Here is a 25278-nt window from a genome sequence, read left to right as displayed (position 1 = left end):
TTGACACTAGATAAAAAATTTAGTCAATGTCGTTTTTTGCTAGTTATGAAAGGGGTATTTTAGTGGCTAGAAACCAGCAAGCTTTTGATTACAACGATGATGCCATACAGGTATTAGAAGGTCTTGAGGCCGTCCGAAAACGCCCAGGAATGTATATTGGCAGTACAGACACGCGTGGCCTTCACCACCTAGTTTATGAAATTGTCGACAACTCTGTTGATGAAGTGTTAGCGGGGCATGGCGACCTTATCATTGTTAAAATACACAAGGATAACTCCATCTCGGTTTCAGATAAAGGGCGCGGAATGCCGACTGGCATGCACAAGCTCGGTAAGCCTACACCTGAAGTCATTCTTACTGTTCTCCATGCTGGAGGAAAGTTTGGCCAAGGCGGTTATAAAACAAGTGGGGGGCTCCACGGGGTTGGTGCTTCTGTCGTAAACGCTCTTTCTGAAAAGTTGGTTGTAACAATCAAGCGGGATGGATTCGTTTATGAACAGCGGTTCGAAAACGGTGGGAAACCTGTTACTACACTTGAGAAATTAGGCAAGACCAATCAGACTGGAACCACCATTCACTTTAAACCAGATCCTACAATCTTCTCCACAACTACTTATAATTACGATACATTATGCGAGCGCCTACGGGAGTCTGCTTTTTTACTTAAGGGGCTTAAAATTGAAATCATTGATGAACGGAACGATGTCCGCGAACTATTTCACTATGAAACAGGAATTCAGGCGTTTGTTGAATATTTAAACGAAGAGAAAGACGCTCTACACCCTGTTGTCAGTTTTGAAGGAGAAAGTGGAGGAATTGAGGTTGACTTCGCTTTTCAGTTCAATGACGGATATTCTGAAAATGTCTTAAGTTTCGTTAACAATGTCCGTACAAAAGACGGAGGTACGCATGAGGTCGGAACAAAAACGGCGATGACTCGTGCGTTCAACGATTATGCACGGAAAGCAAACCTTTTAAAGGAAAAAGATAAAAATCTCGATGGGGCAGACATCCGCGAAGGCTTGTCTGCAATCATCTCTGTGCGCATCCCTGAAGAGTTACTTCAATTTGAAGGTCAGACAAAAGGCAAGCTTGGAACAAGTGAGGCCCGGTCAGCAGTTGATTCCATCGTTTCTGAGCATCTATCTTACTTTTTAGAGGAAAACCCAGAGAAAAGTTCCCTTTTAATAAAAAAATCGATTAAAGCTTACCAAGCAAGAGAAGCCGCACGTAAAGCAAGGGAAGATGCACGTAGTGGAAAAAAACGAAAGAAGTCAGAGGCTGTATTGTCAGGGAAACTTACACCTGCTCAAAGTAAGAACCCGGCAAAAAATGAGCTATATTTAGTCGAGGGTGACTCTGCTGGAGGTTCTGCAAAGCAAGGGCGAGACAGAAAATTCCAAGCTGTACTACCTTTGCGAGGAAAAGTTATTAATACGGAGAAAGCAAAACTCCAAGATATTTTTAAAAACGAAGAAATCAACACAATTATCCATGCCATTGGTGCTGGTGTCGGTGCGGATTTTAACCTTGGAGATATCAATTACGATAAAATTGTCATTATGACTGATGCGGATACGGATGGAGCTCATATCCAAGTCTTGCTGTTGACTTTCTTTTATCGTTATATGAGACCACTCATTGAAGGTGGAAAAGTGTTCATAGCCTTACCACCTTTATATAAGGTTAGCAAGGGGACTGGAAAAAAAGAAGTCATCGAATATGCCTGGAGTGATGATGAACTTTCAGGAGCAATTAAAAAGATTGGCAAGGGTTACATGATTCAGCGTTATAAAGGTCTCGGAGAAATGAATGCGGATCAACTATGGGAAACAACGATGAATCCAGACTCGAGAACACTGATTCGCGTCAAAATTGACGATGCAGCCCGTGCTGAGCGCCGGGTAACAACCCTAATGGGCGATAAAGTTGAACCTCGTCGAAAATGGATAGAGTCCAACGTCGCATTTACGTTAGATGAAGGCGATAATATTTTAGAAAATGAAAACATCACTGTAGCTGAGGAGGGTTCAGAAGAATGAGCGGTATAGAGAAATTTCGTGACCTCCCCCTTGAAGATGTAATTGGTGACCGATTTGGTCGTTACAGTAAATATATTATACAAGAACGGGCCCTACCTGATGCCCGCGATGGTCTAAAACCAGTTCAGCGGCGAATTCTTTACGCCATGCATTATGAAGGGAATACCCAGGAAAAAGGGTTCAGGAAGTCAGCAAAAACGGTCGGTAACGTTATCGGTAATTATCATCCACACGGTGATTCTTCTGTTTACGAAGCAATGGTCCGGATGAGTCAGGATTGGAAGGTTCGTAATCTTTTAATTCAAATGCATGGGAATAACGGTAGTATTGACGGTGATCCACCAGCAGCAATGAGATATACAGAGGCAAGGTTATCGGCCATCGCCTCTGAACTATTACGCGATATTGACAAAAACACCGTAGAATTTATTCCGAATTTTGATGATACATCAAAGGAGCCAACCGTGCTCCCATCCATGTATCCCAATTTGCTAGTAAATGGATCAACAGGGATATCAGCTGGTTATGCAACGGATATTCCACCTCATTCCTTAGACGAAGTGATTGAAGGGGTCTTCATGCGGATGGACAATCCGGAGTGCTCTATTGAGGACTTAATGACTGTCGTAAAAGGTCCGGATTTTCCTACTGGAGGGATCATTCAAGGGGTCGATGGCATCCTAAAAGCTTATAAAACCGGAAAAGGAAAAGTCATTGTCCGGGGAAAAACAGAGATTGAAACGATTCGCGGTGGCAAGCAGCAGATCGTTGTTACAGAAATACCATTTGAGGTCAATAAAGCCAATCTTGTTAAACGAATTGATGAGTTACGAATGGACCGCAAAGTCGAAGGAATCTCTGAAGTCCGGGATGAAACAGACCGTACTGGCCTTCGTATTGTTATTGAATTAAAGAAAGATGCTGATGCGAATGGTGTCCTGAATTATCTTTTCAAGAATACGGATTTACAGATCACTTATAACTTCAATATGGTTGCAATTCATAATAAGCGCCCAAGATTAATGGGCCTTGCGGAGCTTTTAGATGCCTATATCGCTCATCAGCGTGAAGTCGTCACTAGACGTTCAGAGTTCGATTTAAATAAAGCGAGAGAGCGGCAGCATATTGTTGAAGGACTAATTAAGGCTTTATCCATCTTGGATGAGGTTATAGCAACGATTCGTGCTTCAAAAGATAAGCGCGATGCGAAAAACAATTTGATCAAACAATTTGACTTCACCGAAGCTCAGGCCGAAGCGATTGTTTCATTACAGCTTTATCGATTGACAAATACAGATGTTACCGCACTTCAAGCAGAGCAAGAGGAGTTATCAAAAAAGATTGACGAACTCGTTTCGATTCTTGAAAGTGAGAAAAAACTCCTATCTGTCATCAAAAAAGAATTAAAAGATGTGAAAAAGCGTTTTGCAGATGGACGTAGATCCAAAATCGAAGAAGAAATTGAAGAAATTAAAATCAATTTAGAGGTTCTAATTGCGAGCGAAGATGTAATCGTCACGGTAACAAAGGATGGTTATATCAAACGGACGAGTCAGCGTTCGTATGCTGCTTCGAACGGCAAGGATTTTGCGATGAAGGATACGGACAGGCTCCTTGCTCAATTAGATATGAACACAAAAGAGGTACTGCTGTTATTTACAAATAAGGGAAGTTATCTATACCTACCTGTTCATGAGCTTCCAGATATTCGCTGGAAGGACCTCGGTCAACATATTGCAAATATTGTCCCGCTTGAACGAGATGAACACATCATCAAGGCCATTCCTGTAAAAGACTTTGAGGAAGAAGTATTCCTTCTGTTTGTCACCAGAAATGGAATGGTGAAGAAAACGGAATTGAAACAATATCAAGCACAGCGTTATTCGAAAACATTAACGGCAATGAATGTTAAGGGGAATGACGAAACGGTTGACGTTCATCTCACTGATGGCAAAAAAAGCTTGTTCTTAGTCACCCAATTGGGATATGCGCTTTGGTTTACTGAAGATGAAGTGGGCCCAATCGGGATCAGGGCTGCTGGTGTTAAAGGAATCAACCTAAAAGATGGCGATTCAGTTGTTGGTGGAAAATTAATTGAAAATGAGAAGGAACAGTCTATTGTCCTTGCCACTCACCGTGGGGCTATAAAGCGAATGAAGCTTTCTGAATTTGAGTTGAGTACACGGGCAAAACGAGGAATGATTACACTTAGAGAATTGAAATCAAATCCTCACAGGGTGGTAGGATTTGAAGCCGCAAGAGCCACCGATGAAATCTTTTTACTTACCGAAAAACAAAAAGTCTTCTCACTAAAACCAGAATCTCTCCGTTTCAACGATCGATATTCAAATGGATCGTTCCTTTTTGATGAAAATGAAAGTGGCCAACTTCAAGAGACTTGGAGAGTTGAATCAAAAGAGGATCCGTCGGTTAAACAGTAGATTAAAGGCTATTTTAGGAAGTAAAGGTACCCTAGTGTAAAAACTAGGGTGCTTTTACGTGTTAAATAAAGAGAAGGCTCCTGAGTTCTTTTTAGATTACTTCGGAACAATAAGATACACCAAAAAGAAAAGTCACACTTATCAGGCATAAGAAGGAGTTTTTAAATGGATGCACTAAACGAAATTATCAATTTACTTAATGATCTTATGTGGGGATATATCCTCATTGCGGTATTGATTATCTTAGGAGTTTATTTTTCTATCCGGACTAACTTTGTTCAGGTCCGGTATTTTGGTGAAATGTTCCGTCTTCTTGGGGACAAAGCACTCTTATCAAAAGAAGGGAAAAAAGGGCTCTCATCTTTTCAAGCATTCACCATCTCAGCAGCCTCCCGTGTGGGTACTGGTAATCTTGCGGGTGTGGCGACCGCGATTTCAGCAGGGGGACCCGGGGCGGTTTTTTGGATGTGGTTGATTGCTTTTATTGGGGCTGCTTCAAGTTTTATTGAGAGTACGCTTGCACAAATCTATAAAATTAAAGATAAGGATGGCTTTAGAGGCGGTCCAGCTTATTATATGGAAAAGGGTCTTAATATGAGGTGGATGGGGATTCTGTTCGCCATTATTATTACCTTTTGCTTTGGATTAATCTTTAACTCCGTCCAATCTAATACTATCTCGCTCGCGGTCAATGAAGCATTTGGCATAGACCGAATATGGACAGGTGCTATCATTGCTATTTTAACAGCCATTATAATCTTTGGTGGGGTTAAGAGAATTGCTCATGTTTCTCAGGTGATTGTACCAATCATGGCTATTCTTTATTTAGTTCTAGCATTATTTATCGTAATCACGAATCTTCCTGAAATTCCAGGAATGGTTTCTCTCATCTTCCAAAGCGCATTTGGTTTACAAGAAGCCGTCGGTGGAGGAATGGGAGCAGCAGTAATGATGGGAATTAAACGTGGATTGTTCTCCAATGAAGCAGGGATGGGTAGTGCACCGAACGCGGCTGCAACAGCTGCAGTTTCTCACCCCGCAAAACAAGGGTTAATCCAAACTCTAGGTGTATTCGTCGATACAATCTTAATTTGCTCGGCAACTGCTTTTATTATCATTTTGTCAGGTGCTTATACAAATCCTGATCTAACGGGAATTCAACTTACACAAGCTGCCCTAAGTTCACATGTAGGTACTTGGGCTCCTGCCTTTGTAAGTATTGCAATTTTCCTCTTTGCTTTCTCATCTATTATCGGAAATTACTACTATGGTGAAACCAACATTGAGTTCATTAAAAATAGCCGACCAGCATTATTTATTTATAGACTTGCTGTTCTAGGAATGGTCATCTTTGGTTCGATCGTTGATTTAGCAGTAGTCTGGAATCTTGCTGATTTATTTATGGGTGTAATGGCACTAATCAACTTGGTTGCGATAACATTGCTTGGAAAGGTTGCTTACGCTGCGTTAAAGGATTATCAACTACAGAGAAAAGATAAGAAAGATCCTGTGTTCTACGCAGACTCAATTCCTGGCTTAAAGGGCATTGAGTCTTGGGAATATCAAAAAGGAAAAGATACAAACTAAGCAAACAGCCTTCTGATTTATTTCAGGGGGCTTTTTGCTGTTTAACTAATGTTAATGCATAATTATCCCATTTATGGACATTTTAACTTGTATAAAAGATTAGATAGGTGGGAAGTTTATGAAAAAAATAATTTTGTTAATAACCTTCCTCGTTTTATCATTAACAGCATTTACTGCTTACGCTGTTGATAAAAAACAAGCACAGGATGTAACAACTTATCTAAAACAAGGCGATATTACTGGAGATAAGAAGGAGGATTTAATTGAAATTAGGGGAACCCCTTTTGAGGAAGGAAGCTTATTTTTAAAAGAAATTACTTTAAAAATTAAGACTTCTGAAGGCAAAACATTGAAAAGTAAGCTTGATGCTGGTTATGAACCGGCGATAAAATTTAACGACCTTAACCATGACAAGATAAATGATATTCTTTTGCGTGTTGAAACGGGGGAGAGTGGTGGCTCCTCTAACTACTATCTTTATACCGCCATAAATGCAAAGCAGGAGGAATTACCAGTACCAGAACCTTTATCGATTATCAGCCAGTTTGAGGAAGGTTATAAAGCGATGATTAAAATTGATGCAACAGGTGAATCTCATATATTTGATCTGTCTGACCGGAAAGCTAAATACGATCAACTTGGGTTATATAATGAAGGAAAGCTTAATGAACCAATGGAACTAATTGTCTCTCCATATAGTACCCTAAAGCCTGTGAAAATCAGCAAGGATAAAAATAAAACAGGGTTAAGAGGGGTTCAAAGAATTAGTGGAGTAGCTAATAATGATACAATCGGTTTTGTTGAATCATCATGGGTATATGAGAATGGAAAATGGCGAATTATTGACACATCGATACGGAAAAATTCGAAAACAAAGCAGAAAAAACAGGTAGATGTAACGAACCCATCGAATGTAACATAGGCTATGGTAAGATTAGGTAACTTCCTGAAAGGGGTTTTCTTTCCATGACCACATTCGAACCAGACAGATTGAGTATTAAATATATTCCCCCTGTAAATATATTCGGTCCGATTGAAGGAAGAAGATATACATTGACACACTCGGATGACACGGGCGAATTATTTTTATCAATCGGTAAGAACTATGATTTAGCTGCTGTTGACCCAAAGCTTCGTGACGAGGTTCTTGCGGAGTGGCAGACGAGATGCGGAGAGTATCTTTTATTAGCAAAGGTTTATGTAAGCGGTGGGGAATATGATATCAAGTTCTCTCAAGTACGCTACATGATCTTTAAGAAGGAACTTGAATTGGCTTTAACCGGAATCATTTATGGAGATCGGCAGTTTTATACAAACTATCCATGGTTAATCGATTGTCCGATTTTGGTCCAATTTGATTCCGTATACCCAGAATTCAATGAACTTCTTTATTATGGTACACCAAGACAATACTTAACAGCAGCTACCAATAAATCAATGACAAAAACACAGGCTTAAGCTTGTGTTTTCTTGTTAGTAGGCAAGTTGACGTTATGTTTTTAATGATAATATTATTATGTAAACTAAGAGAGGGGAAAATTCAGCAAGAGATAATAGTAACTAATTAGAATTCAATTCTTTAAAACTTCTCAAAAACACTACATGATAATTAGAGAATGGCCCAGAACAACAACTACATAAACATTTATACATAAGTTGATTTACTCTAACAAACTAACTTTATAGATCAACTCAAAACAATTAATAAAACCATTTAAGAATTGGTTGAATGCTAAATTGCTCAAAAAATCTGTTTCCGTCTCACTATTATGAGTATACTTAGTCATTGAGACTGGTATTGAAATTGATTTTATAACTTCCGAGAATATATATTATGTCGGGGGCGTTTCTTTAAATGAGCAATAATTCATTCCACCCTATTCCTATAAGCGCTATTTTTTATGTTCTCAAGATTAATGTGTTTTACACTATACTCAATAACATCATTGATAAATAAACCATGCTGCTTTGCAAACTGTTTTACATTTTCTAGTAAGTCTTTATCATATGTAGTTTTATATTGCACACGGTCCTTAGGTCTTAATTCTTTGTTGTAGGAAATAAAACCCTCAGAAAGCACTGCCACTAATCCACTTTCGATTAAGTAGTTCACATGCGTGTTATTTTCAATAGCTAACTTATTAAGTTGATCTAGGATTGATTTACTAATATTCGTTCTAAATTTAACCCTAGATTCATCTGTAATTGAGATTAACCTTCCGTTACCTTTAATCCACATAATATCCTCTCCTAATGAAATTATCGTTGATCTGAATGAGTTGTCATGTTTTCTTTTTTATAAGAAATAAAATTATCATTAGCATTATTATAAATTATCATTGCAAGCTTAGGAAGATGGCTTTTACCTTTAACCCAGACACGATAGATAGGCCTGCCAGCTGTGCTGATTGTTGATGTGATTTCCGAACGTAAGCCCCATCTCTGAAAAATAGACAAGAGACCTTCCGAAAAAAGTTTACTGCCAGTTGTAATATTCATTACATATCCAGTCTTCTGAACCCACCCATCCCCATCAATAACACCTCTTACAAATGCTGGCAGTAATTCTTCGGGTACATCGGGAAATGGAAGCGTTAATGATTTATTCGCTGTTATCCCTAGTTTTTCTAAATCCTTTTTTATTTCTTTTGAATTAATAATTAAAGTTGGCGTTTTACAAGTTGGCCCTGTTGCTCCCAGGATATAATCAGCCTCCATATAGTTTGCAATCAACTTTAAAATTCGTTCATCCTTCTGTGCAAATGAAATAGAATGAATATGTTTGTTTACCGTCCCATCCGTCACAAAAAGACCTAATACCCAAGCCATATCATGGGTCCAGACTTTAAAGAAGTTCTCATTGACTTTATGCTTGCGAGGCTGTCCTGACGATTGTTCCCTATTCATTTGTACACCATGCTTATAAAGCACATTACGTATCTGCCGATCAGACAGACCAATCAGTGGCATCATGTCTTTGAAGGCCATCCCACTCTTATACATGTTAATAATCACTTCATCTGTCATACCTGGTTTTCTTGGCATGTCCATCTCTCCTAGTGACTTTATGTATTTATGTACATTATACCACATTTAGAACGTTTGTTCTACCGCAGGGTAATAACTTATATTTAATCTCTGACCTTTTTTTCTACTACCTTATTTGAAAACAAAAAAGGCTGCCTATAAATGGCAACACCCCTTTTCATTCCTTTAATTGATTAATTCACTCTCGTAAGCATCCTTAGGTAATTGAAACTCAACGTCCTTCACCGGATTAAACTCAATAGTGTATAAAAGATGGCGAGGATAACGATCTAATATGCCCACGCTCTCAGGTCTAATTGGCTGCACATCAAAAACAATAGATTTGATCTGGTTATCTATCACCGATATAATCAAAGTAGATTGCTCTTGTTCTTTGAGCATTGAACCGCGGAAATCATACTCATTAAAATCATTAAAACCCACCTTATACTTCACTTGTTCACCATGAGTGATTACCTCTATCTTATCGGCTTCATCGAGCAACTGACGGACCCATTCAAAAGGCTGATCAAGCGGTGCTAATTCCTCCACAAACCGAGTATTAACTTTGTTTTGATACCATTGATCACCTGATAACACAAAAAACGCTTCATCCTCAAAATAGACTTGAAAATCAAAACTACTATCGTCAGAAACAATCGCAGCTATTTGATAATGGCTTTTCTGTAGTGACCACTCTCCTCGCTCTGTTGTAGCCTTCTCCTTATCATACATAAAAGTACTGTCAATTTGATAACTAGTCGTCTCCCATTGTTTTGTCCTAGCTAATAATTGCTTCCATTGATGATCCATTCTAGAAGGTAAAAGCCATAAGGTTATCGATAGCGCGATTAACAATGACACAATCGGAATCATGACTTTTTTCAATGGCCTATAAGTACCCATCTAAATCATAGCCTCCACTCTGCTGCCAATAACCGATTTCCCGTGAATCTTTTACGTGAATGCGTACCAGCCACTTCACTGACTTGTACCCGTACATATTAGGTTGATAAAGACGACATGGATAACCTTGTACGGATTTCAAAGGTTGCCCATCCATTTCATAAACTAAGTAGGATTCCTCTTCTATTAATTGCTTTGAAACGAAAGAATCGAAATACGTCTCATCTCCCGAGTAAGCAGTAACAAACTCACCGTTTACTTCAATTTCATAAGCCTTAAGTAAGTCCTTTAACAAAACTCCCTTCATCTCCACGTTCGTCACGCTCCACCCCGTTACACAATGAAAATCATCAATGATTGTCGTCGAGGGTAATCTCAATAAATCATAATAACTCACTTCCACTTCCTTATTCGTTAACCCATCAATTTTTAATACCCAATCATTATTAGGATAACTGGGTATCTCATTGGTAACATTGTAAATTCGAAAGTAGCCACGTCGCTTCGTTTCACTATTCGCTACTGATAAAATCGGCGTAATCCATTTGACACCGCCTCCTATCAATAAAAACACAAACGTGAATCCAAACAGCTTTAAAAAGTCACGGCGCTCTAATTGATTTTCTTGAATGCTAGGTGGCAATGGGACTTGTTTCTTCCACCACGAGGGCCAAGGCAAGTGGACCTTAAATAAATGCCCGATGATATGAGCCCCAACCCATGGTAAAAATAAAAAAGTGGCCCAATCATGAACAACGACCGCGCCGTTTCTTATCTCAGCAGGTAAAGAGGCTTGAAAATACATAAGAATTCCGGAAATCGACCATGTAAAGAAGAAAATCGTATTAAAATAAAAATTAAATTTCTTTATCCGCGGTTTTTTTAACAAATAACGCTTTACGCGAGCAAGCGAAGCAACGGTCAACAATAAGTAACCGCAAGCGATCACTAAATGAAACTGAACTAACGGAAAGCCTATTTGATTAAACCACGTTCTTGTCCCCGACATAAACAAAAATAAGCCTGTTAGTAGCATGACACTAAACAGAACTCCATGTATTAAATGGATGATTCGCAACCATTTCATTAACTTCTCACCTTTTCATTTATTAACTGCCTACCCATTTTTCCTATTTTATATTTCAGTGTAACACAACATGAATTTCTTGAATTTTTATTTGTTCCATTTTTCGTTCTAAAACGAGAAGCGATTCAATACGTTGAAATTATAGACTAAATTATAAAGGAGATAATAATATGATTGTCGTAAAATATTTAGAAAATAATGATCACGTATTAAGTCAATTGGTCCAACAGATTCCTTCAGGCGACAACGTAATAATAAAAGGCCGTAAAGCAGATATTCTAGGTGTCGATAAAGTGAATGAAGAGCTTTATCATATAAATATCGCCTTTAAAAAGAAGCCTAAGCAAAACGAAAAGGATTCAAAGAAGAAGTAAATAGGTTAACAATAAATCTAGGTCTAATCTAGGAAAAAACCTTTTTCGTCAAAAGCGAAAAAGGTTTTTTATTCGCTTATTAATCCAGCACTGTATTGCTCTTCCCTCTATACCACCTACGATAGAAAAGAATCACAATCAGAAGAAAGCCTATATAAATAAAAATGCCAGAAAACAACGAATGGCTCGACGAAAAAAGTCCATTTCCTAAATAGGCGTAAACAATCATCCCAGGAATTTTTCCAATCGCAGTTGCTAGAATATAGGTCTTAAATAACATCTTACTCAGTCCTGAGTATATGTTAATTACCGGGGTTGGTACCACTGGAATCATGCGGCTAAATAACACAGCAATAAATGCATTTTCACTAATGATATAATCGAATTTCTTAATTCCGCTATACTTTGAAATGTATTCCTGAAACTTCTCAACAAAAAAATACCGTGCTAGCAAGAAAAAGATGGCAGCCGCTCCTACGGTACCGACCCAATTAATCGACGCACCAATCCATACTCCATACTTAGCCCCCATCAATCCAGCAAAAACCGTAAAAGGTATAATTGGAATTGTACTAAATAAGACAGCTAGTACAAACATCAATGGCAGCTGGGAAAGATTGCTTTGATGCAACCAATCCAATAAAGGTTCTCGATACAAAAAAGCGACAAATAGGATAATTCCATAAAGAATAATGAATGCGATTCCTTTTTTCATAAGAAAGACTCCCTGTCAACAACACTTTTTGCAAGATTAAATAGATAAAGTAGCTAGTAATGGTAAATGGTCCGAAGCTATTGGGATTGCATCCAAAACCTCTGTTTTATCTACTTTAAAGTCCTTTGTAGTAAATATATAATCTAATCTTGTGCGCGGCTTTCTTGAAGGATAAGTAAAACCCGCGCCCTTTCCCGACTCTAACCACACATCTCGATATTTTTCACTTACGCTCTTCCATTTCCTAGTGTTTGGTTTCATATTCCAATCTCCAAGGATAATCGCCAGTTCCTTGGTATTTTTCAAAAGAAATCCGCTTTGTTTTTTATGTAAAAAAGGATTTAAACTTAAATGAGTGACATAAACGTTAAGTAATTTCCCATTTACATTAATGACCGTCTCTAATATCGATCTTCCTTCAATAAGACGAGGGATAAAGTTTAGTAGATGATGATGACTCGATACGATGGGATAACGAGAAAGGATCCCATTTCCGTACTGACGAATGGTCTTGGCGTTTTTAGTCTTTAGTGTTAGTGAAGGACTAAACGCATAGTGCAGCTTTAATTCCTTAGCGAGAAAATGAATTTGATCTACGAAATGACTGCGGTTTGAAAAGTGCTTATCTACCTCGTTTAACCCAATGATCTCTGCACCGCTTTGTGTGATAACATCGGCTATCCTTTTCAAGTCCACTATTTTATCGGTTCCCTTACCATGATGAATATTATAAGTCATGACTTTGATGTTCAATGAAGCATACCTCACTGATTCTGTTCATTTTTTTGTTCTAGAACTCGGAGTATCCACTCTTTCAAATCCACGATTCGCTCATATTTGGGCTCTAGTTCCGTACCAGCTATAATCATTGGAAAAAACGTATCTTGCTTGTGCAAAGACCCATGCCCCGCCCCACCAATATGGGTTGGTGACCCCTCACCAACAAATTCATAGCCTGGTTTTGCATTCACAATAAGATAATTTCCTGAATGTGACTGAAATGAACTATATAAACGAGCAAGGCCGTCCGGATAGTCGTTGTATGTAATTCTTTTATCGTTCATCATACTTAAATCTAAAATTTGCGCATTCCCTTCAATCGTCCATGTCTGCTCATACTGATCGGTGTATTCTCCATTAGGCTTGAATGATAACAATCCGTTATAATCCGAAGAAACAACGTTAACTTTCTCACCTTCTTGCCAAGCGATATTGTCAATACGGTCATCCCTACTAAGGAGATTAATGATATTTTCCTTAAAGATCGTTTCATCTAATAGATAAATAAAAGACATCCGTTCATTTAAGCCGAGGACAACTTGGTCATTCTCCTGTACTGGTCCGCTTATTTTATAAATTTGATATTCTTTAAGGAGGTCTCTTAGATCAATTAATGCTTGTTCTTTGTGAACAAGAACATCTGTTTGCCCACTATCTCCCATCACAATCCAAACAGTATCCTTTAATGCCCCTTCCCATGAGGGATACTCATTAAGAACCTTCTGTAACTGTTTATCGGCATCTTCAATCCCCTTTGTAACATTGACCCCTTTCTCGTGTACTTTCTTATCATTATCTGAAAAATAAGCTAAAGTATAAGTGGGTAATCGGTTGTGTTCAATCAAATATTTCAATTCGTCAGCCGCAAATCGGTCATTAAACCCAAAAGCTTCCCATACATGTTTATGCTTATTAGTTGGGTTAATCATTGAAAGCAATCCGTAGGAAAAGTAATTAGGGCCTTTAATAGAAGCATCTTCTTTCAGGAGGCCGGCAAGGCTAACAATTTTCGGTACATTTAAAGGTTTTGTATGATTTCCCCGATACATAAGCGTGTTAATCGATGCCGTTTGTCCATTTATTTCTTCATGTATGGTTTTAACATTCGGGCTTAGGTGTTGGTGATTTAAGCGAAATAAACTTTCGTTAAGAACTTGCTTTATACCAAGTTTTCGAATTTCTTTTTGTGCACTACCATAACTGATAAAACGGTTTTCATTTGTATCGAACCAAACGAGTCCAGGCACTTTATGTTGATCAGAATAGGTCCCTGTTAATAAGGTGCTGTCCACCACCACAGACATTGTTGGAAAACTACTAACCATTTCAGGATAATACTGACCATTATTAATGAGGAATTGCAATGCAGGCGCTTTACTTTGTGAAATGGTAGATTGTAATGGCTCATCCATGATTGAATCAATGATGATCATAACAACCTTCTTATCTGGTGTAAGATCGTGTTGATTGAGTTGATTAGATGTCTTTTCGGTTGGTTTGATTAGATTTAAATAGGCTGTTGTTACTAATAATAAAAATAATAAAATTGGAATGATAAATTTTAACAGCTCGCAACAACTCCTATGGTAGATTCATTAAGGACACGGGAAAACGCTTAATATGTATACTATTGACCTTATGATTGCTAGTCTTCATAGTATTTGCAGACAACCGGAAGTTTCATTCATTGACCTATGGCCTCAAAAAAGGGTGATTCTTCAAAAGAAATCATCCCCTTTATAAAAATGCTTGATAGAAATGATCATCAATTACTCCTTATCTAACTATTCTCCTCCTTTTCTTCTTTCCTAATTTTTTTTGTTATCATTATCGCAAACAGATTAGAACCAAAGGCTTGCAAAGTTCTAGTTTCAGTCGCTTATGTTCCTATAATCCGGTACAAGGAAAAGTGTGAGGCTAACTCAACACAAAAAAGGAGCAGATTTTACAGCTCCTTTTTTTCTTATATAATGCCTGTAATAAAGTTAATAACCTCTTTTTACATCGACAATATTTGAAAGCGGGCGATTCCCTTCAACTTTTATTAATGTTTCAATAAAACACTCTACTCCTTCGCTTGGAGTAGTCACAGCGGATATATGTGGAGTGATGAAGACATTCGGATGACTCCATAAGTCATTTTCATCTGAAAGTGGCTCTTGAATAAAGACATCCAGTACAGCAAATCTAACATGCTTAGTATGTAATGCAGCTAATAAAGCTTTTTCGTTTACTGTTGCACCGCGGCCTACATTGATCAACCCGACACCCGTTAACTTATTTAGAATTTCCTCATTAAATAGGTTGACTGTTTGTGCCGTTAACGGGAGTGTATTAATCAGAAAATCCATTTCACTTAATTTTTCATAATGATTTTCAAGATTCATGACTTCATTAAAATGTTCTTTGTTTTCCCCACTTAATGAGACACCGTATACTTTCACTCCAAATTGAGAAAGGATCTTCGCTGTTGTTTGTCCAATCTCCCCCGTGCCATAAATCATGACCTTCTGTTCACTTAATAATAGAGGTGTTTTGGGTTTCCATTGTTTTTGTTCCTTTAATGTTTGAAAGCGATCGTGAAGCTGTAAGTCTTTCAATAAATAACTTAAACAATACTCACCAATTCTTTGCCCGAACGAACAAACAGTTCTTGTTAAGAGTACACCTGTTGGCCATTCCTTCCCAAATAAAAACCGATCAACACCCGCTCCAAGTGAATGAACCCATTTAAGATTATGATAATCAAATTGGTCTTTCATACTAAATGAGACAAAGGCATCCGCCCAATTTAAATCCTCTTGTGTCACCTCTTCATCGGAATAAAAACGAAAATTTTTCTTTACACCTTTTCTATTCAAAATTTCTTGTATTTCTTTGTACATCGGACTCGCAACAATAATCTTGTTTATTTCCACCTTTTCTCCCTCCCATAATTCCTCTTTGTTTATCATAACAAACCATAGGTAAATGAACATAAAAAGAAGCAGCCGATTGGCTGCTAATTTTAACGATTAGATTTCCCCTTGTTAACATTATCATTAGGAGAATCACCAGTTCCATTTTTACTCTTGCTATTAGGTGTACCAAAGATTTGATTATCCTGAGTCACCTTAGCCCCCTCTAGAAATTGCTCTTTCTTCTTCATTTTTCCCACTCCTTTTTTAGCTAGCTCGTTAACTCTTATCTTATTTGCCCAGTTTTCCATTATCACCTAACATCGTCTCGCCAATTTTAGGTTTGCTTACGACTTTGGAATCCTTCGTATCCCTATCAAATCCTTGTTCCGTGGTTCCAGTAGACATCAAAGGCTGCTCCAAACGTTCAGCCGTTTTTTCATTTTTAGCCATTTTATCGCCCCCTTTACCCACTTTTGTATTATCTGTTGTCAGCGAAAGAAACATACACACACCTCATATACCCTTAATGCGTTGTTAATGATGAATACTGATATTTTTTCACAAGGCAGAGAAAGATAATGGGAACCAATAGGAAAGCGCATCGGGAAAGGAGGTTACTCTTTTGGATCTACACTTTATATGGAAATCTGTCGTCATCGTGTTCGGGGGCATTCTTATTTTGCGCTTAGCTGGAAGGAAATCTATTTCCCAACTTACCGTTGCACAAACGGTGATGATGATTGCTGTTGGATCATTAATCATACAACCAGTAAGCGAAAGAAATATATGGATTACGATGGTCATTACTTTATTGCTTGTCCTTACCCTACTTTTCATTGAATATCTTGTTTTAAAGTTCGATCCGCTTGAAAGGTTTTTTTATGGCAAATCAATCATAGTCGTCGAAAATGGAAAAATAAATGAACGAAATCTAAGAAAACTACGCCTAACAGTTGATATGCTCGAGGTTCGTTTGAGACAACAAGGTGTTCAGAATATTAGCGATTTACAGTGGGCTACAATTGAATCTAATGGTCAATTAGGCTATATGTTAAAACCTGAAAAGCAATATGCAACAAAAGAGGATATTAACATGCTGATTTCTCTAGTACAAACAAACATCCATGCATCCCCTTCGAAACTACATAGTATTTCATCAAATCAGTCATCCTCAATATTCTCTGAAATTAAAAACAATGAACATGACAAAGAACCACCAAAACATTTAACATGAGGAATGAAAATGAATACTAAACAAAGCTATCGTACATTTATCTTCACTTTGTCGAAATGGATTGTCTTTGGCATTCTTATCGGTCTAATTATTGGCTCCACCACGGCCCTTCTATTATCTGTGAATGATTTGATTGGAGAAACTCGCGAGAAGAATTGATAGATAGGTCTGGTAGATTATCAATCATCATTTTTTCTTTATGTTTAACCCCCCAGGCTGATACAGTTACATAATGGCCAACAAAACTTGCGACTAGGCAGGGGACGAAGGCTTGCTCAAGCATTTCTAAACCTCGGCCATTGTAATCTTGTGAACCGATGATAAGTGTTAGAGCGACAATTAAGATGCCACCAATAAAGGCTTGGCTAATCTACTTTCTTCCAATAGAAGGAATTACAATAGGCTATTTATATATGCAATACGGGAAGAGTGACGGAAATGACATCGCTAAAGGGAATAACCTTATCTTTGGCCTTCACAAACCATACACGAACCTAAAAGCAGATTGTATGGGCTCCCGAACGGCGAGTCTATCGGAAATATTGAAAAACAGAAGAAGAAAGCTAAGTAGTTTTTTCCTATTGGTTTTCTTTTTAATGAATCTTGGTTATAATAAAACTATAATAGACATAAATAAGAAAAGACCGCTGGTGCTGGTAACACCAAACGGTCGATACAATAGAAGGTCCCTTAAAAGGGGATCAGCTATAGAGGGAAATAATCCACCTGGCTGCTAGGCTCAAGGGTGGGTTATTTTTTATTGGTAAAAGACAGGATTGCAACAATTAAGCTTGCAAAAGCACATGCAAACATCAATGCTTCAAATACCGTCACAGCATCACCCCCTTTCATTAGGGGATTAGCTGACCACCCTTGAGAAACCTATTCTATTGCCGTTTAATTATATCACATTGGTAGAACATATGCTCTGATTTATTTATAAGTAGCATCAAATACAGATTTAGTTAGTTGATAGATTACTATGTATACTCATTGTGAAAAACTGAAAAAACCCGCTTCAATCGAAACGGATCCTTCTAATCCTTCTTTCCCCATGTTTGCATGAGGGTTTGAATTTCGTCTTTATGAGCTATGCCTTCATCATCAGGCGTTTCCAGGATGAGGGGAACATTTCTTAGCGCTGAAGACATAACAAATAACTCTAATTGTTTCTCGGTTATATAGCCATTTTTAAAAATATTTGCATGCCTGTCCTTTTTAGAACCAGTTGGGTACTTAGAATTATTAAGATGGATGACGTCTAAATCCCTCCAGTATCCTAACTCTTCCCCTTTAGCGATGACTCCCCCCGTATTTTCACCATTCCAAAGACCGCTTGCAAACGCGTGGCATGTATCGAGACAGAAACCGATTTTCTCTGGGTAATCACATAAATTTCGAACCTGAACCAATTCTTCCAAGGTAGTCCCCAATCCACCTTTTGTTCCGGCGTTATTCTCTAATAAAATTTTACAAGATCCACCCCAATCACTTAAAACACGGTTTAACATTTCCAACATTAAATGGTAGCTGGCTAAAGGATCAACATCGCTGATTTGGTTTCCAAAATGGACAACTACACCGATGGAACCACAAGCGTCCGCAATTTCTAAATCATTTAACAAAGAGGCGTAAGTTAGCTCTACTTTATCTTTAGAGGGAGTAAGGCTTGTAGAGTAGGGTGTATGGGCTACAGATTGGATGTCATTTTGCCCACAAAATTCTTTGCAGCTCAGAGCATCATCATGGTCAAATGATTTCACCGAAAGGCTCCTCGGATTTTTGGGGAAGTATTGAAAAGCGGATGCCTGATTAGCAACGGCCTGTTTTGCTGCCCCTAGGTATCCATTTCGAATGCTAACATGACTTCCAACTCTCATTTCTAATCCACATCCGTCCTTTGTTCTTAGATAAGGTATTTTTGTTTTTCATGTTAGAATAGGTCATCGAAATTAAGTCTATTTTGCATGAGTTCTTGTACAGTTCCAATCTTTTCAATGCTTGCAATTTGGGTTTTATACTGGTCCCCTGCAACCAATAAATCAAGCAATTGATATTGGTTGCTACTTGAATTTTCAAAGCATTCTTGATAGACCTCGCGCAAGGCGGGATGAGTCGTCCCTAACATCGTATTACTAATGCTCTGACAACGCCCTTTCTCTAACTCAAGGCATAGCTGGAGCATTTCTTTGTCAGTTAAACAATGATTACGCATCTTCTTTACACCCCATAATGAGAATTAGTGAAGGTTAGTTGAGCGATTAAGATAATTGGATAGTTCAATTACTTTTAAATGGTGACTTTCGGCCATTTTATGTAACGTTTCTTTCAATCCAGCTTCCTTGCACTGAGAAGCACACCAACTCATTGTTTTTGCTGTAATTTCTTCCGCTCGAATTTCATCCTCGATGAAAGACAATTCCTTTGTCGTTAACTGTATCAATTCCCTCACCTCCCAAGGTCAAAGTATTCTTTAAGGAATTACCGCTAATATAGTTTAATCCTGTAGAATTTCAAAAATTTTATCCTTATTCTTCCCTAAAAAACGGTCGTCTATTTAACATCCGAAACACAAACAAGCAGCACAATTAAATGTGCTGCTAAGCCGTTTATCAGTTAGATATTTTTTGACCCTTTGAAAACAAGTCTTGTTTCTTCCATTTTCCAAACTTAAAATACCCAAATGAAAAAATGCTACTTAGAACAAAACTAATGCCCATTCCAAAAGCGATCCCATTAGGACCGAATAACGATGAAAATAGATCCGTTAATGGGTAACGTAAGACCCAAAAAGAGATGACGTTTAGCACTAGTACTTGATACATCGCCCCAGACCCTCTAACAATTCCATTTAAAATAAAATTGAGTCCGATGAAGGGATAAAAGAACGCAATTATTTTTAAATAATCGGTACCGAATGTGGCCGCTTCTCCTTCCGGGATAAACAATCCAATGAGAGATTCAGCCAATAAAACAATAACAACAGCCATTACAAGCATGATAGCTAGATTATAAAGCGCTCCATAAATGGCTAGCTGTCTAACTCTATCCCAACGGTTTGCACCAATATTTTGGCCTGCCATACTATTTACGGCTGTACCTAATGCCATCGCCGGTAAGGTGATTAGGCTATCAATCCGCTGTGAGGCACCAAACCCCGCGACAACTTCTTCTCCAAACGTATTAACAACACTCAAAATCGCTAAAACGCCCGCATGAATGACCATCATTTGTAATCCGGAGGGTATTCCTAATTTTAAAATCAGCCACACTTCTTCCTTACTAGGAAGAGACGGTAATGTAAAAGGAACTAATTTCCGTCTAAGCGTATAAATGAGTCCATATAAAAACGAGAGTCCTTGCGAGATGACGGTAGCATAAGCAGCTCCTTCCATTCCCCAACCAAACACGCTAATAAACAATGGGTCTAACACAGTATTCAGCAAAACTGCAGCCATCACAAATTTCAACGGTGTTTTACTATCTCCTAATGACCTTAAAACCGAACTTATAAAATTATAACCTAATAAAAATAGAATTCCGATAAAATTTATTCGGAGGTAAGCATTCGCATCTGCGAGCATTTCTGGTGGGGTGTCCAATAGAACTAAGATTCGTTCGGAAAATAGGAAACCACTGACACCGGCAAATAATGAAAGTGTCGCTAGGACAACAACAAAGGCATTTAAATATGATTTAAGGCCATGATCATTCCCTTTTCCTCTTTGTTGAGACAAAATCGTTAATGTCGCATGATTGATTCCAATGATAAACGATAGGACCGTTACAACTACAGTTGAAGCGATCGTGATGGCACCAAGTGCATTGGCTCCTAATAAATTTCCTACCCAGAGGCTATCAATAAATTGATAAGATACTTGAAGTAAATTAGCTAGCATAATCGGCGTTGAGAATAAGAATAATTGCTTAACAAGTGGACCTTTCGTAAAGTCATATTGCGCCAAAATCAAAGCACTCCTTTATTTCTGTAGAACATTTCCATATTTTATCACACGATTATCCACCAATCACGAGACTTGCTCACGTTCCAAATATTTAAGCCTGACATGAGCAAAAAAAACTGGAGAAAGCATCCCCAGTTTTGGCATCATTACTTTACAATTAATACAGGACAATTTGCCCGCTTGGCAACTTTATGACTAACACTTCCTAAAACAAATTCCTGAAGACCGTTTAGCCCTCTACTACCAATGACTACGACATCAAAGTGATTTTTATTTGCGTATTCAACGATCGCAGGACCTGGTTCACCGTGTAATATTTTCGTTTCGTAATTTACTTCAGAATCAATAGCCATCTGTTCAATCCCCTTAAGACGACTTTTATGTTTATCCCCTATTTCAGCCGTATTCCAGTTACTTAGGACGTCAGATTTCACCTTATCATGGTCGATTACATAAACGATCTCCATTTTCGAATCGGAATTACATTTACCAATCGTTAATGCATTCTCTGCCGCTCTTTTTGAGTGTTCAGACCCATCTGTAGCTAGTAAGATCCTTTTGTACATACCTAGTTCACTCCCTTAATGTGACCCTAATTTATTCGCTAATTTATTTACTAGTTCGGTACTGTCTTCGTTTAACCCTTTTACCGTAACAATAATATTATTTTCTTCAAACTTCGAAACGATTTTATCTACAGCCGCTACCGCAGAATCATCCCATATATGCGTTCTACTAAGTTCAATATCCACACTTTTCACCTTTTCCTTAAAGTCAAATTTGGCTAGAAGATCTGTTACGGAAGCGAAGAACAATTCGCCTTTTACAAAGTAAGTCCTGTGACTTCCTTCTAATTTACTGTCTACCTTAATATTAGAAATTTTTGAAACGAAAAAGACAGCACTCAGGAGAATTCCGGTAAAAACCCCAATCGCTAGATTATGGGTAAAGACCACAGTCAGGACAGTAACCACCATGACCAACGCGTCTGTCCTAGGGATAAGGTGTAGCGTTCGAATGGAGTTCCAATCGAAGGTACTTATGGATACCATAATCATAACACCTGCCAGAGCGGCCATTGGTATTTGAATGACAATATTACCTAACACAACAATTAAAAACATGAGAAATACACCAGCGACTAATGCTGAAAGCCTCCCACGTCCTCCTGACTTTACATTAATTACGGATTGACCAATCATCGCACAACCAGCCATGCCGCCAAAAAAGCCAGTAATAATATTAGCAATGCCTTGACCACGGCTTTCTACATTTTTATTACTATCCGAATCCGTCATATCATCGACAATTGACGCTGTTAGCAATGATTCTAACAAACCGACAATCGCCAAAGCAATCGAGTAGGGGAAAATAATGGCTAATGTTTCAAATGACAACGGAATCTGAGGGAGCAAGAACACAGGTAAGGTTTGTGAAATAGCCCCCATGTCTCCAACTGTTCGGATGCCATAGTTCATAAAAATTGAAAGGGCTGTAACAAGGACAATAGCTACTAACGTTGAAGGTACAGCTTTCGTTAAATAAGGGAAAAGATAAATAATCGCTAAAGTTAGACCCACCAACGCATACACAATACAGCCTTCTCCTTCAAAATGCGGGAGTTGAGACGTAAAAATCATAATCGCTAATGCATTAACAAAACCAATCATCACTGACCTTGGGATAAACTTCATATACCTCGCCAACTTAAATACTCCAAAGAGTATCTGTATTACACCCGTTACTATCGTGGCAGCTAAAAGATACTCAAGACCATGATCCGCGACTAAATCAATGAATAACAACGCCATCGCACCCGTTGCTGCTGAGATCATCCCAGGTCTACCGCCAACAAAAGCAATGGTAACCGCAATGGTAAAAGAGGCATATAACCCGACCATTGGATCAACACCAGCAATAATTGAAAACGCGATCGCTTCTGGGATTAACGCGAGCGCAACGACAATTCCCGAAAGGATATCTCCTTTTATATTTCCGAACCATTCATTTTTGTAAGAAAAACCCTCCATCTGTACATACCTCCTCGAGGGTAGTATGAGCATATCTTTGAGTGACCATTAGATAATCTCAGACAATATAGATGTAAGTGGCATAAAGTGGAACGATTAAATGATAGTAAGAAATAACAGACTTAAATTGAAAGAGCTAATTTACGAACAAAAATTGTTAATGTTTCCAACTAAAGTAGGTATTCCGTAAAAAAGATGGGGGTAAAAATATGGCAGAGTTCATGGATTCAATCGATTACGAAATAGGGGTACCGATTCGGACGTTCAATATTCTTGATACGAGCGTGACAGAAGAGGGATATGAGGTACTTTTAAATATTGACTTAGATAGCGGGTATGAATTAGAGGATGTCAAAATGAAGCTATCATTTGAGGATTTAGCAGGCTATGAAACAGAGGATGTTCATGAAGGGGTTAAATACGCACTTGGATTTTTTGCAGAGTAACTTTCAAAACAAAGACAGTACCTAAAGCAGGCACTGTCTTTCTTTTATATAGCTCTTTCTCAAACTTTGTTGCTTTTAGAACTTAAATGGACATTATTAGCTGTTTTTTCATTTAAAAATTAACTTCAGTTTATGAGAAAAGGCCTTTACGAAAACAGCTTTTATAATTTACTTCCACGGAATAAGTTTTCGCTCTAACCACTGCAATCCTCTGTTAAACGTTAGACCTAATAAAGATAGGATTAGAACACCTGCCATTAATTTGGTGGTAATCATTAAATTCCCATAATGTAACACCATTGCACCAATGCCGTACTCAGCGGCAATCATTTCTGCTGAAACGAGTAACAGCAAGGCTGTTCCTGCTGCTAATTTCAATCCAGCAAAGATGGTAGGAAGGGCACCGGGTAAAATGACTTTTCGAATCACACTTACATGGCTAGCCCCAAATGTAACAGCTGCTTTAATTAAGCTTGGATCTACATTTTTCACCCCTGAAAATGTATTGATTAACACGGGGAAAAATACTCCAAGTGCAATGATTGCAATTTTCGGCATTTCACCAATGCCAAACCATAAAATAATCAGTGGTAATAAAGCGATTTTCGGGATTGGATAGATTGAATAAACGATGGGTGTGAAAATTGCATCTGCCCACTTTGAGAACCCTAGGATTAAACCCACCGTAATACCGAATATAGCTCCGATTGCATAACCCCCAAAAATGCGATAAAGGCTAGCGATTAAATTCTTCAACAGCTCCCCGCTGCTAATCAACTCCCAGCCATCGGTAACGATGGCGGTAGGGGCAGGTAGAAATAAAGGTGGTACAATATTAAGTCGGCAAACCAGCTCCCATAAGAGGAGAATACCTGTGATACCTAACACCGACACATAGCCTGGTACCTTTTGCTCAAGAAAGGCGACACGGTTTTTAATTACTTTTCTAGTAGTGGTTTCCATCCGTTACGCCTCCTTTAATGCTTCTTCGGCATCATGACGGATTAATTCCCAAATCTCATTTGAATATCGTTCGAATTGTGAACGATATTTTTCTTGATCACGGCCAATCTTTGGTAATTCAATTGGAATGATCTTTTTAATATGTCCAGGGTGTCTGGACAACACAATCACGCGGTCCGCCAGATAAACAGCCTCTTGGATGTTATGAGTAACATAGAGTGTACTTAATCGGGTCCGATTCCAAATCGTTAACAATTCTTCCTGCATGATTGTACGTGTTTGGGCATCTAGTGCAGAAAAAGGTTCATCCATTAATAATAGATCAGGTTCAACAGCTAGTGCGCGCGCAATTCCTGCTCTTTGCTTCATCCCACCCGATAATTGTTTTGGATAGGCAGCCTCAAAACCAGTTAGTCCGACCATTTCAATATAATGCTTCCCTTTTTCTGCTCTCTCTTTTTTGCTAACGCCTCTCTCTTCAAGCCCGAATGTGACGTTCTCGAAAACCGACCTCCAAGGGAATAATGCAATTTCTTGGAAGACAATTCCTAGAGTAGGATCTTTATCATTACTACTTTCAAAATAAACTTGTCCTTTAGTAGGTGATAATAATCCCCCGACAATATTTAATAAGGTCGATTTCCCACATCCGCTAGGCCCGACTAAGACAACAAATTCTTCTTTCTCAATGGAGAAGTTAATATCCTCTAGCGCAAGTACCTCGTTTTTTTTAGAATCAACAAACGTTTTTTCCACATTTTCAACTACGACTCTCATGCTG

27 protein-coding genes are annotated in these 25278 nt (G+C 38.3%); 9 read left to right on the top strand and 18 right to left on the bottom strand.

What is annotated here, in order from left to right:
- Nucleotides 1–62 precede the first annotated feature (62 nt).
- The 5 genes from parE (at nucleotide 63) to BMX30_RS01265 (ending at nucleotide 7528) form a co-directional block, all read left to right on the top strand.
- Nucleotides 63–2042: a DNA topoisomerase IV subunit B gene (gene parE / locus BMX30_RS01285; protein ID WP_090740421.1), complete on the top strand. Its 1980-nt coding sequence runs from the start codon at nucleotides 63–65 to the stop codon at nucleotides 2040–2042.
- Nucleotides 2039–4483: a DNA topoisomerase IV subunit A gene (parC, locus tag BMX30_RS01280; protein ID WP_090740420.1), complete on the top strand. Its 2445-nt coding sequence runs from the start codon at nucleotides 2039–2041 to the stop codon at nucleotides 4481–4483. The genes parE and parC overlap by 4 nt, the downstream gene beginning before the upstream one ends.
- 165 nt (nucleotides 4484–4648) lie before the next feature.
- On the top strand, nucleotides 4649–6070 hold the full coding sequence (locus BMX30_RS01275; RefSeq protein ID WP_090740418.1) for an alanine/glycine:cation symporter family protein: 1422 nt from the start codon (nucleotides 4649–4651) through the stop codon (nucleotides 6068–6070).
- A 118-nt stretch (nucleotides 6071–6188) separates the two neighbouring features.
- Nucleotides 6189–6992 carry a hypothetical protein gene (locus BMX30_RS01270; RefSeq protein WP_090740417.1) on the top strand — a complete coding sequence of 268 codons (804 nt, stop codon included), beginning with the start codon at nucleotides 6189–6191 and terminating at the stop codon, nucleotides 6990–6992.
- Between the two features lie 44 nt (nucleotides 6993–7036).
- Nucleotides 7037–7528, top strand: a complete 492-nt coding sequence (locus BMX30_RS01265; protein ID WP_090740415.1) for a staygreen family protein — start codon at nucleotides 7037–7039, stop codon at nucleotides 7526–7528.
- Nucleotides 7529–7937: 409 nt separating this feature from the next.
- Here the strand turns inward: BMX30_RS01265 and BMX30_RS01260 are convergent, their stop codons facing one another.
- From BMX30_RS01260 to BMX30_RS01245, 4 genes are all read right to left on the bottom strand, one after another.
- Nucleotides 7938–8309, bottom strand: coding sequence for an rRNA methyltransferase (locus BMX30_RS01260; RefSeq protein ID WP_090740413.1), 372 nt, complete (start codon nucleotides 8307–8309; stop codon nucleotides 7938–7940).
- Nucleotides 8310–8329: 20 nt separating this feature from the next.
- Nucleotides 8330–9115: an LAGLIDADG family homing endonuclease gene (locus tag BMX30_RS01255; protein WP_170843758.1), complete on the bottom strand. Its 786-nt coding sequence runs from the start codon at nucleotides 9113–9115 to the stop codon at nucleotides 8330–8332.
- A 168-nt stretch (nucleotides 9116–9283) separates the two neighbouring features.
- Nucleotides 9284–10003, bottom strand: coding sequence for a hypothetical protein (locus BMX30_RS01250; RefSeq protein ID WP_090740407.1), 720 nt, complete (start codon nucleotides 10001–10003; stop codon nucleotides 9284–9286).
- Nucleotides 9990–11090 carry a molybdopterin-dependent oxidoreductase gene (locus BMX30_RS01245; RefSeq protein WP_090740405.1) on the bottom strand — a complete coding sequence of 367 codons (1101 nt, stop codon included), beginning with the start codon at nucleotides 11088–11090 and terminating at the stop codon, nucleotides 9990–9992. Before BMX30_RS01245 ends, BMX30_RS01250 begins: the two co-directional genes overlap by 14 nt.
- A gap of 170 nt (nucleotides 11091–11260) precedes the next feature.
- Between BMX30_RS01245 and BMX30_RS01240 the strand changes: the two genes are divergently transcribed.
- Nucleotides 11261–11464: a hypothetical protein gene (locus BMX30_RS01240; protein ID WP_090740404.1), complete on the top strand. Its 204-nt coding sequence runs from the start codon at nucleotides 11261–11263 to the stop codon at nucleotides 11462–11464.
- Nucleotides 11465–11543: 79 nt separating this feature from the next.
- On the opposite strand, the gene BMX30_RS01235 is transcribed toward BMX30_RS01240, so the two are convergent.
- The 6 genes from BMX30_RS01235 to BMX30_RS23335 all read right to left on the bottom strand — a co-directional run bounded on the left by BMX30_RS01235 (nucleotide 11544) and on the right by BMX30_RS23335 (nucleotide 16309).
- Nucleotides 11544–12179 carry a TVP38/TMEM64 family protein gene (locus tag BMX30_RS01235; protein ID WP_090740402.1) on the bottom strand — a complete coding sequence of 212 codons (636 nt, stop codon included), beginning with the start codon at nucleotides 12177–12179 and terminating at the stop codon, nucleotides 11544–11546.
- Between the two features lie 36 nt (nucleotides 12180–12215).
- A complete protein-coding gene (locus BMX30_RS01230; RefSeq protein WP_244532477.1) occupies nucleotides 12216–12932 on the bottom strand; it encodes an endonuclease/exonuclease/phosphatase family protein in 717 nt (238 codons plus the stop codon).
- Between the two features lie 11 nt (nucleotides 12933–12943).
- The gene (locus BMX30_RS01225) at nucleotides 12944–14392 is read right to left on the bottom strand and encodes an alkaline phosphatase family protein (RefSeq protein ID WP_090740400.1); all 1449 of its coding nucleotides are present in this window, start codon (nucleotides 14390–14392) and stop codon (nucleotides 12944–12946) included.
- 552 nt (nucleotides 14393–14944) lie between these two features.
- Complete coding sequence (locus tag BMX30_RS01220) at nucleotides 14945–15877, bottom strand: D-2-hydroxyacid dehydrogenase (RefSeq protein WP_090740398.1); 933 nt, start codon at nucleotides 15875–15877, stop codon at nucleotides 14945–14947.
- A gap of 89 nt (nucleotides 15878–15966) precedes the next feature.
- A complete protein-coding gene (locus tag BMX30_RS23340) occupies nucleotides 15967–16107 on the bottom strand; it encodes a hypothetical protein (RefSeq protein ID WP_170843757.1) in 141 nt (46 codons plus the stop codon).
- Between the two features lie 40 nt (nucleotides 16108–16147).
- A complete protein-coding gene (locus BMX30_RS23335; protein ID WP_170843756.1) occupies nucleotides 16148–16309 on the bottom strand; it encodes a hypothetical protein in 162 nt (53 codons plus the stop codon).
- Between the two features lie 172 nt (nucleotides 16310–16481).
- On the opposite strand from BMX30_RS23335, the gene BMX30_RS01205 reads away from it, so the two are divergent.
- Nucleotides 16482–17093 (top strand): DUF421 domain-containing protein, encoded by a 612-nt coding sequence (locus BMX30_RS01205; RefSeq protein WP_090740392.1) that lies wholly within the window; start codon nucleotides 16482–16484, stop codon nucleotides 17091–17093.
- A gap of 9 nt (nucleotides 17094–17102) precedes the next feature.
- Entirely contained in the window at nucleotides 17103–17252 is a 150-nt protein-coding gene (locus BMX30_RS23330; protein WP_170843755.1) for a hypothetical protein, read from the top strand.
- An 878-nt stretch (nucleotides 17253–18130) separates the two neighbouring features.
- On the opposite strand, the gene BMX30_RS01190 is transcribed toward BMX30_RS23330, so the two are convergent.
- The 6 genes from BMX30_RS01190 to BMX30_RS01165 form a co-directional block, all read right to left on the bottom strand.
- Nucleotides 18131–18973: a deoxyribonuclease IV gene (locus tag BMX30_RS01190; protein WP_090740386.1), complete on the bottom strand. Its 843-nt coding sequence runs from the start codon at nucleotides 18971–18973 to the stop codon at nucleotides 18131–18133.
- A gap of 53 nt (nucleotides 18974–19026) precedes the next feature.
- Complete coding sequence (locus BMX30_RS01185; protein ID WP_090740384.1) at nucleotides 19027–19308, bottom strand: spore coat protein; 282 nt, start codon at nucleotides 19306–19308, stop codon at nucleotides 19027–19029.
- A gap of 24 nt (nucleotides 19309–19332) precedes the next feature.
- Nucleotides 19333–19545, bottom strand: a complete 213-nt coding sequence (locus tag BMX30_RS01180) for a hypothetical protein (RefSeq protein WP_244532476.1) — start codon at nucleotides 19543–19545, stop codon at nucleotides 19333–19335.
- Between the two features lie 160 nt (nucleotides 19546–19705).
- Complete coding sequence (locus tag BMX30_RS01175; RefSeq protein WP_090740380.1) at nucleotides 19706–21058, bottom strand: MATE family efflux transporter; 1353 nt, start codon at nucleotides 21056–21058, stop codon at nucleotides 19706–19708.
- Between the two features lie 146 nt (nucleotides 21059–21204).
- Nucleotides 21205–21624: a universal stress protein gene (locus BMX30_RS01170; protein ID WP_090740378.1), complete on the bottom strand. Its 420-nt coding sequence runs from the start codon at nucleotides 21622–21624 to the stop codon at nucleotides 21205–21207.
- 15 nt (nucleotides 21625–21639) lie between these two features.
- Complete coding sequence (locus BMX30_RS01165; protein ID WP_090740376.1) at nucleotides 21640–23088, bottom strand: SulP family inorganic anion transporter; 1449 nt, start codon at nucleotides 23086–23088, stop codon at nucleotides 21640–21642.
- A 209-nt stretch (nucleotides 23089–23297) separates the two neighbouring features.
- On the opposite strand from BMX30_RS01165, the gene BMX30_RS01160 reads away from it, so the two are divergent.
- Nucleotides 23298–23534 (top strand): hypothetical protein, encoded by a 237-nt coding sequence (locus tag BMX30_RS01160; RefSeq protein WP_090740374.1) that lies wholly within the window; start codon nucleotides 23298–23300, stop codon nucleotides 23532–23534.
- 168 nt (nucleotides 23535–23702) lie between these two features.
- Here the strand turns inward: BMX30_RS01160 and BMX30_RS01155 are convergent, their stop codons facing one another.
- Together BMX30_RS01155 and BMX30_RS01150 are read right to left on the bottom strand one after the other, a co-directional pair.
- Complete coding sequence (locus BMX30_RS01155; RefSeq protein WP_090740372.1) at nucleotides 23703–24497, bottom strand: ABC transporter permease; 795 nt, start codon at nucleotides 24495–24497, stop codon at nucleotides 23703–23705.
- Between the two features lie 3 nt (nucleotides 24498–24500).
- The gene (locus tag BMX30_RS01150; protein WP_090740370.1) at nucleotides 24501–25274 is read right to left on the bottom strand and encodes an ABC transporter ATP-binding protein; all 774 of its coding nucleotides are present in this window, start codon (nucleotides 25272–25274) and stop codon (nucleotides 24501–24503) included.
- Nucleotides 25275–25278 lie beyond the last annotated feature (4 nt).

This window comes from Mesobacillus persicus, from assembly GCF_900109925.1.
GTDB classification, from domain to species: domain Bacteria; phylum Bacillota; class Bacilli; order Bacillales; family Cytobacillaceae; genus Mesobacillus_B; species Mesobacillus_B persicus.
This window is presented reverse-complemented; position numbering and strand designations above follow the sequence as displayed.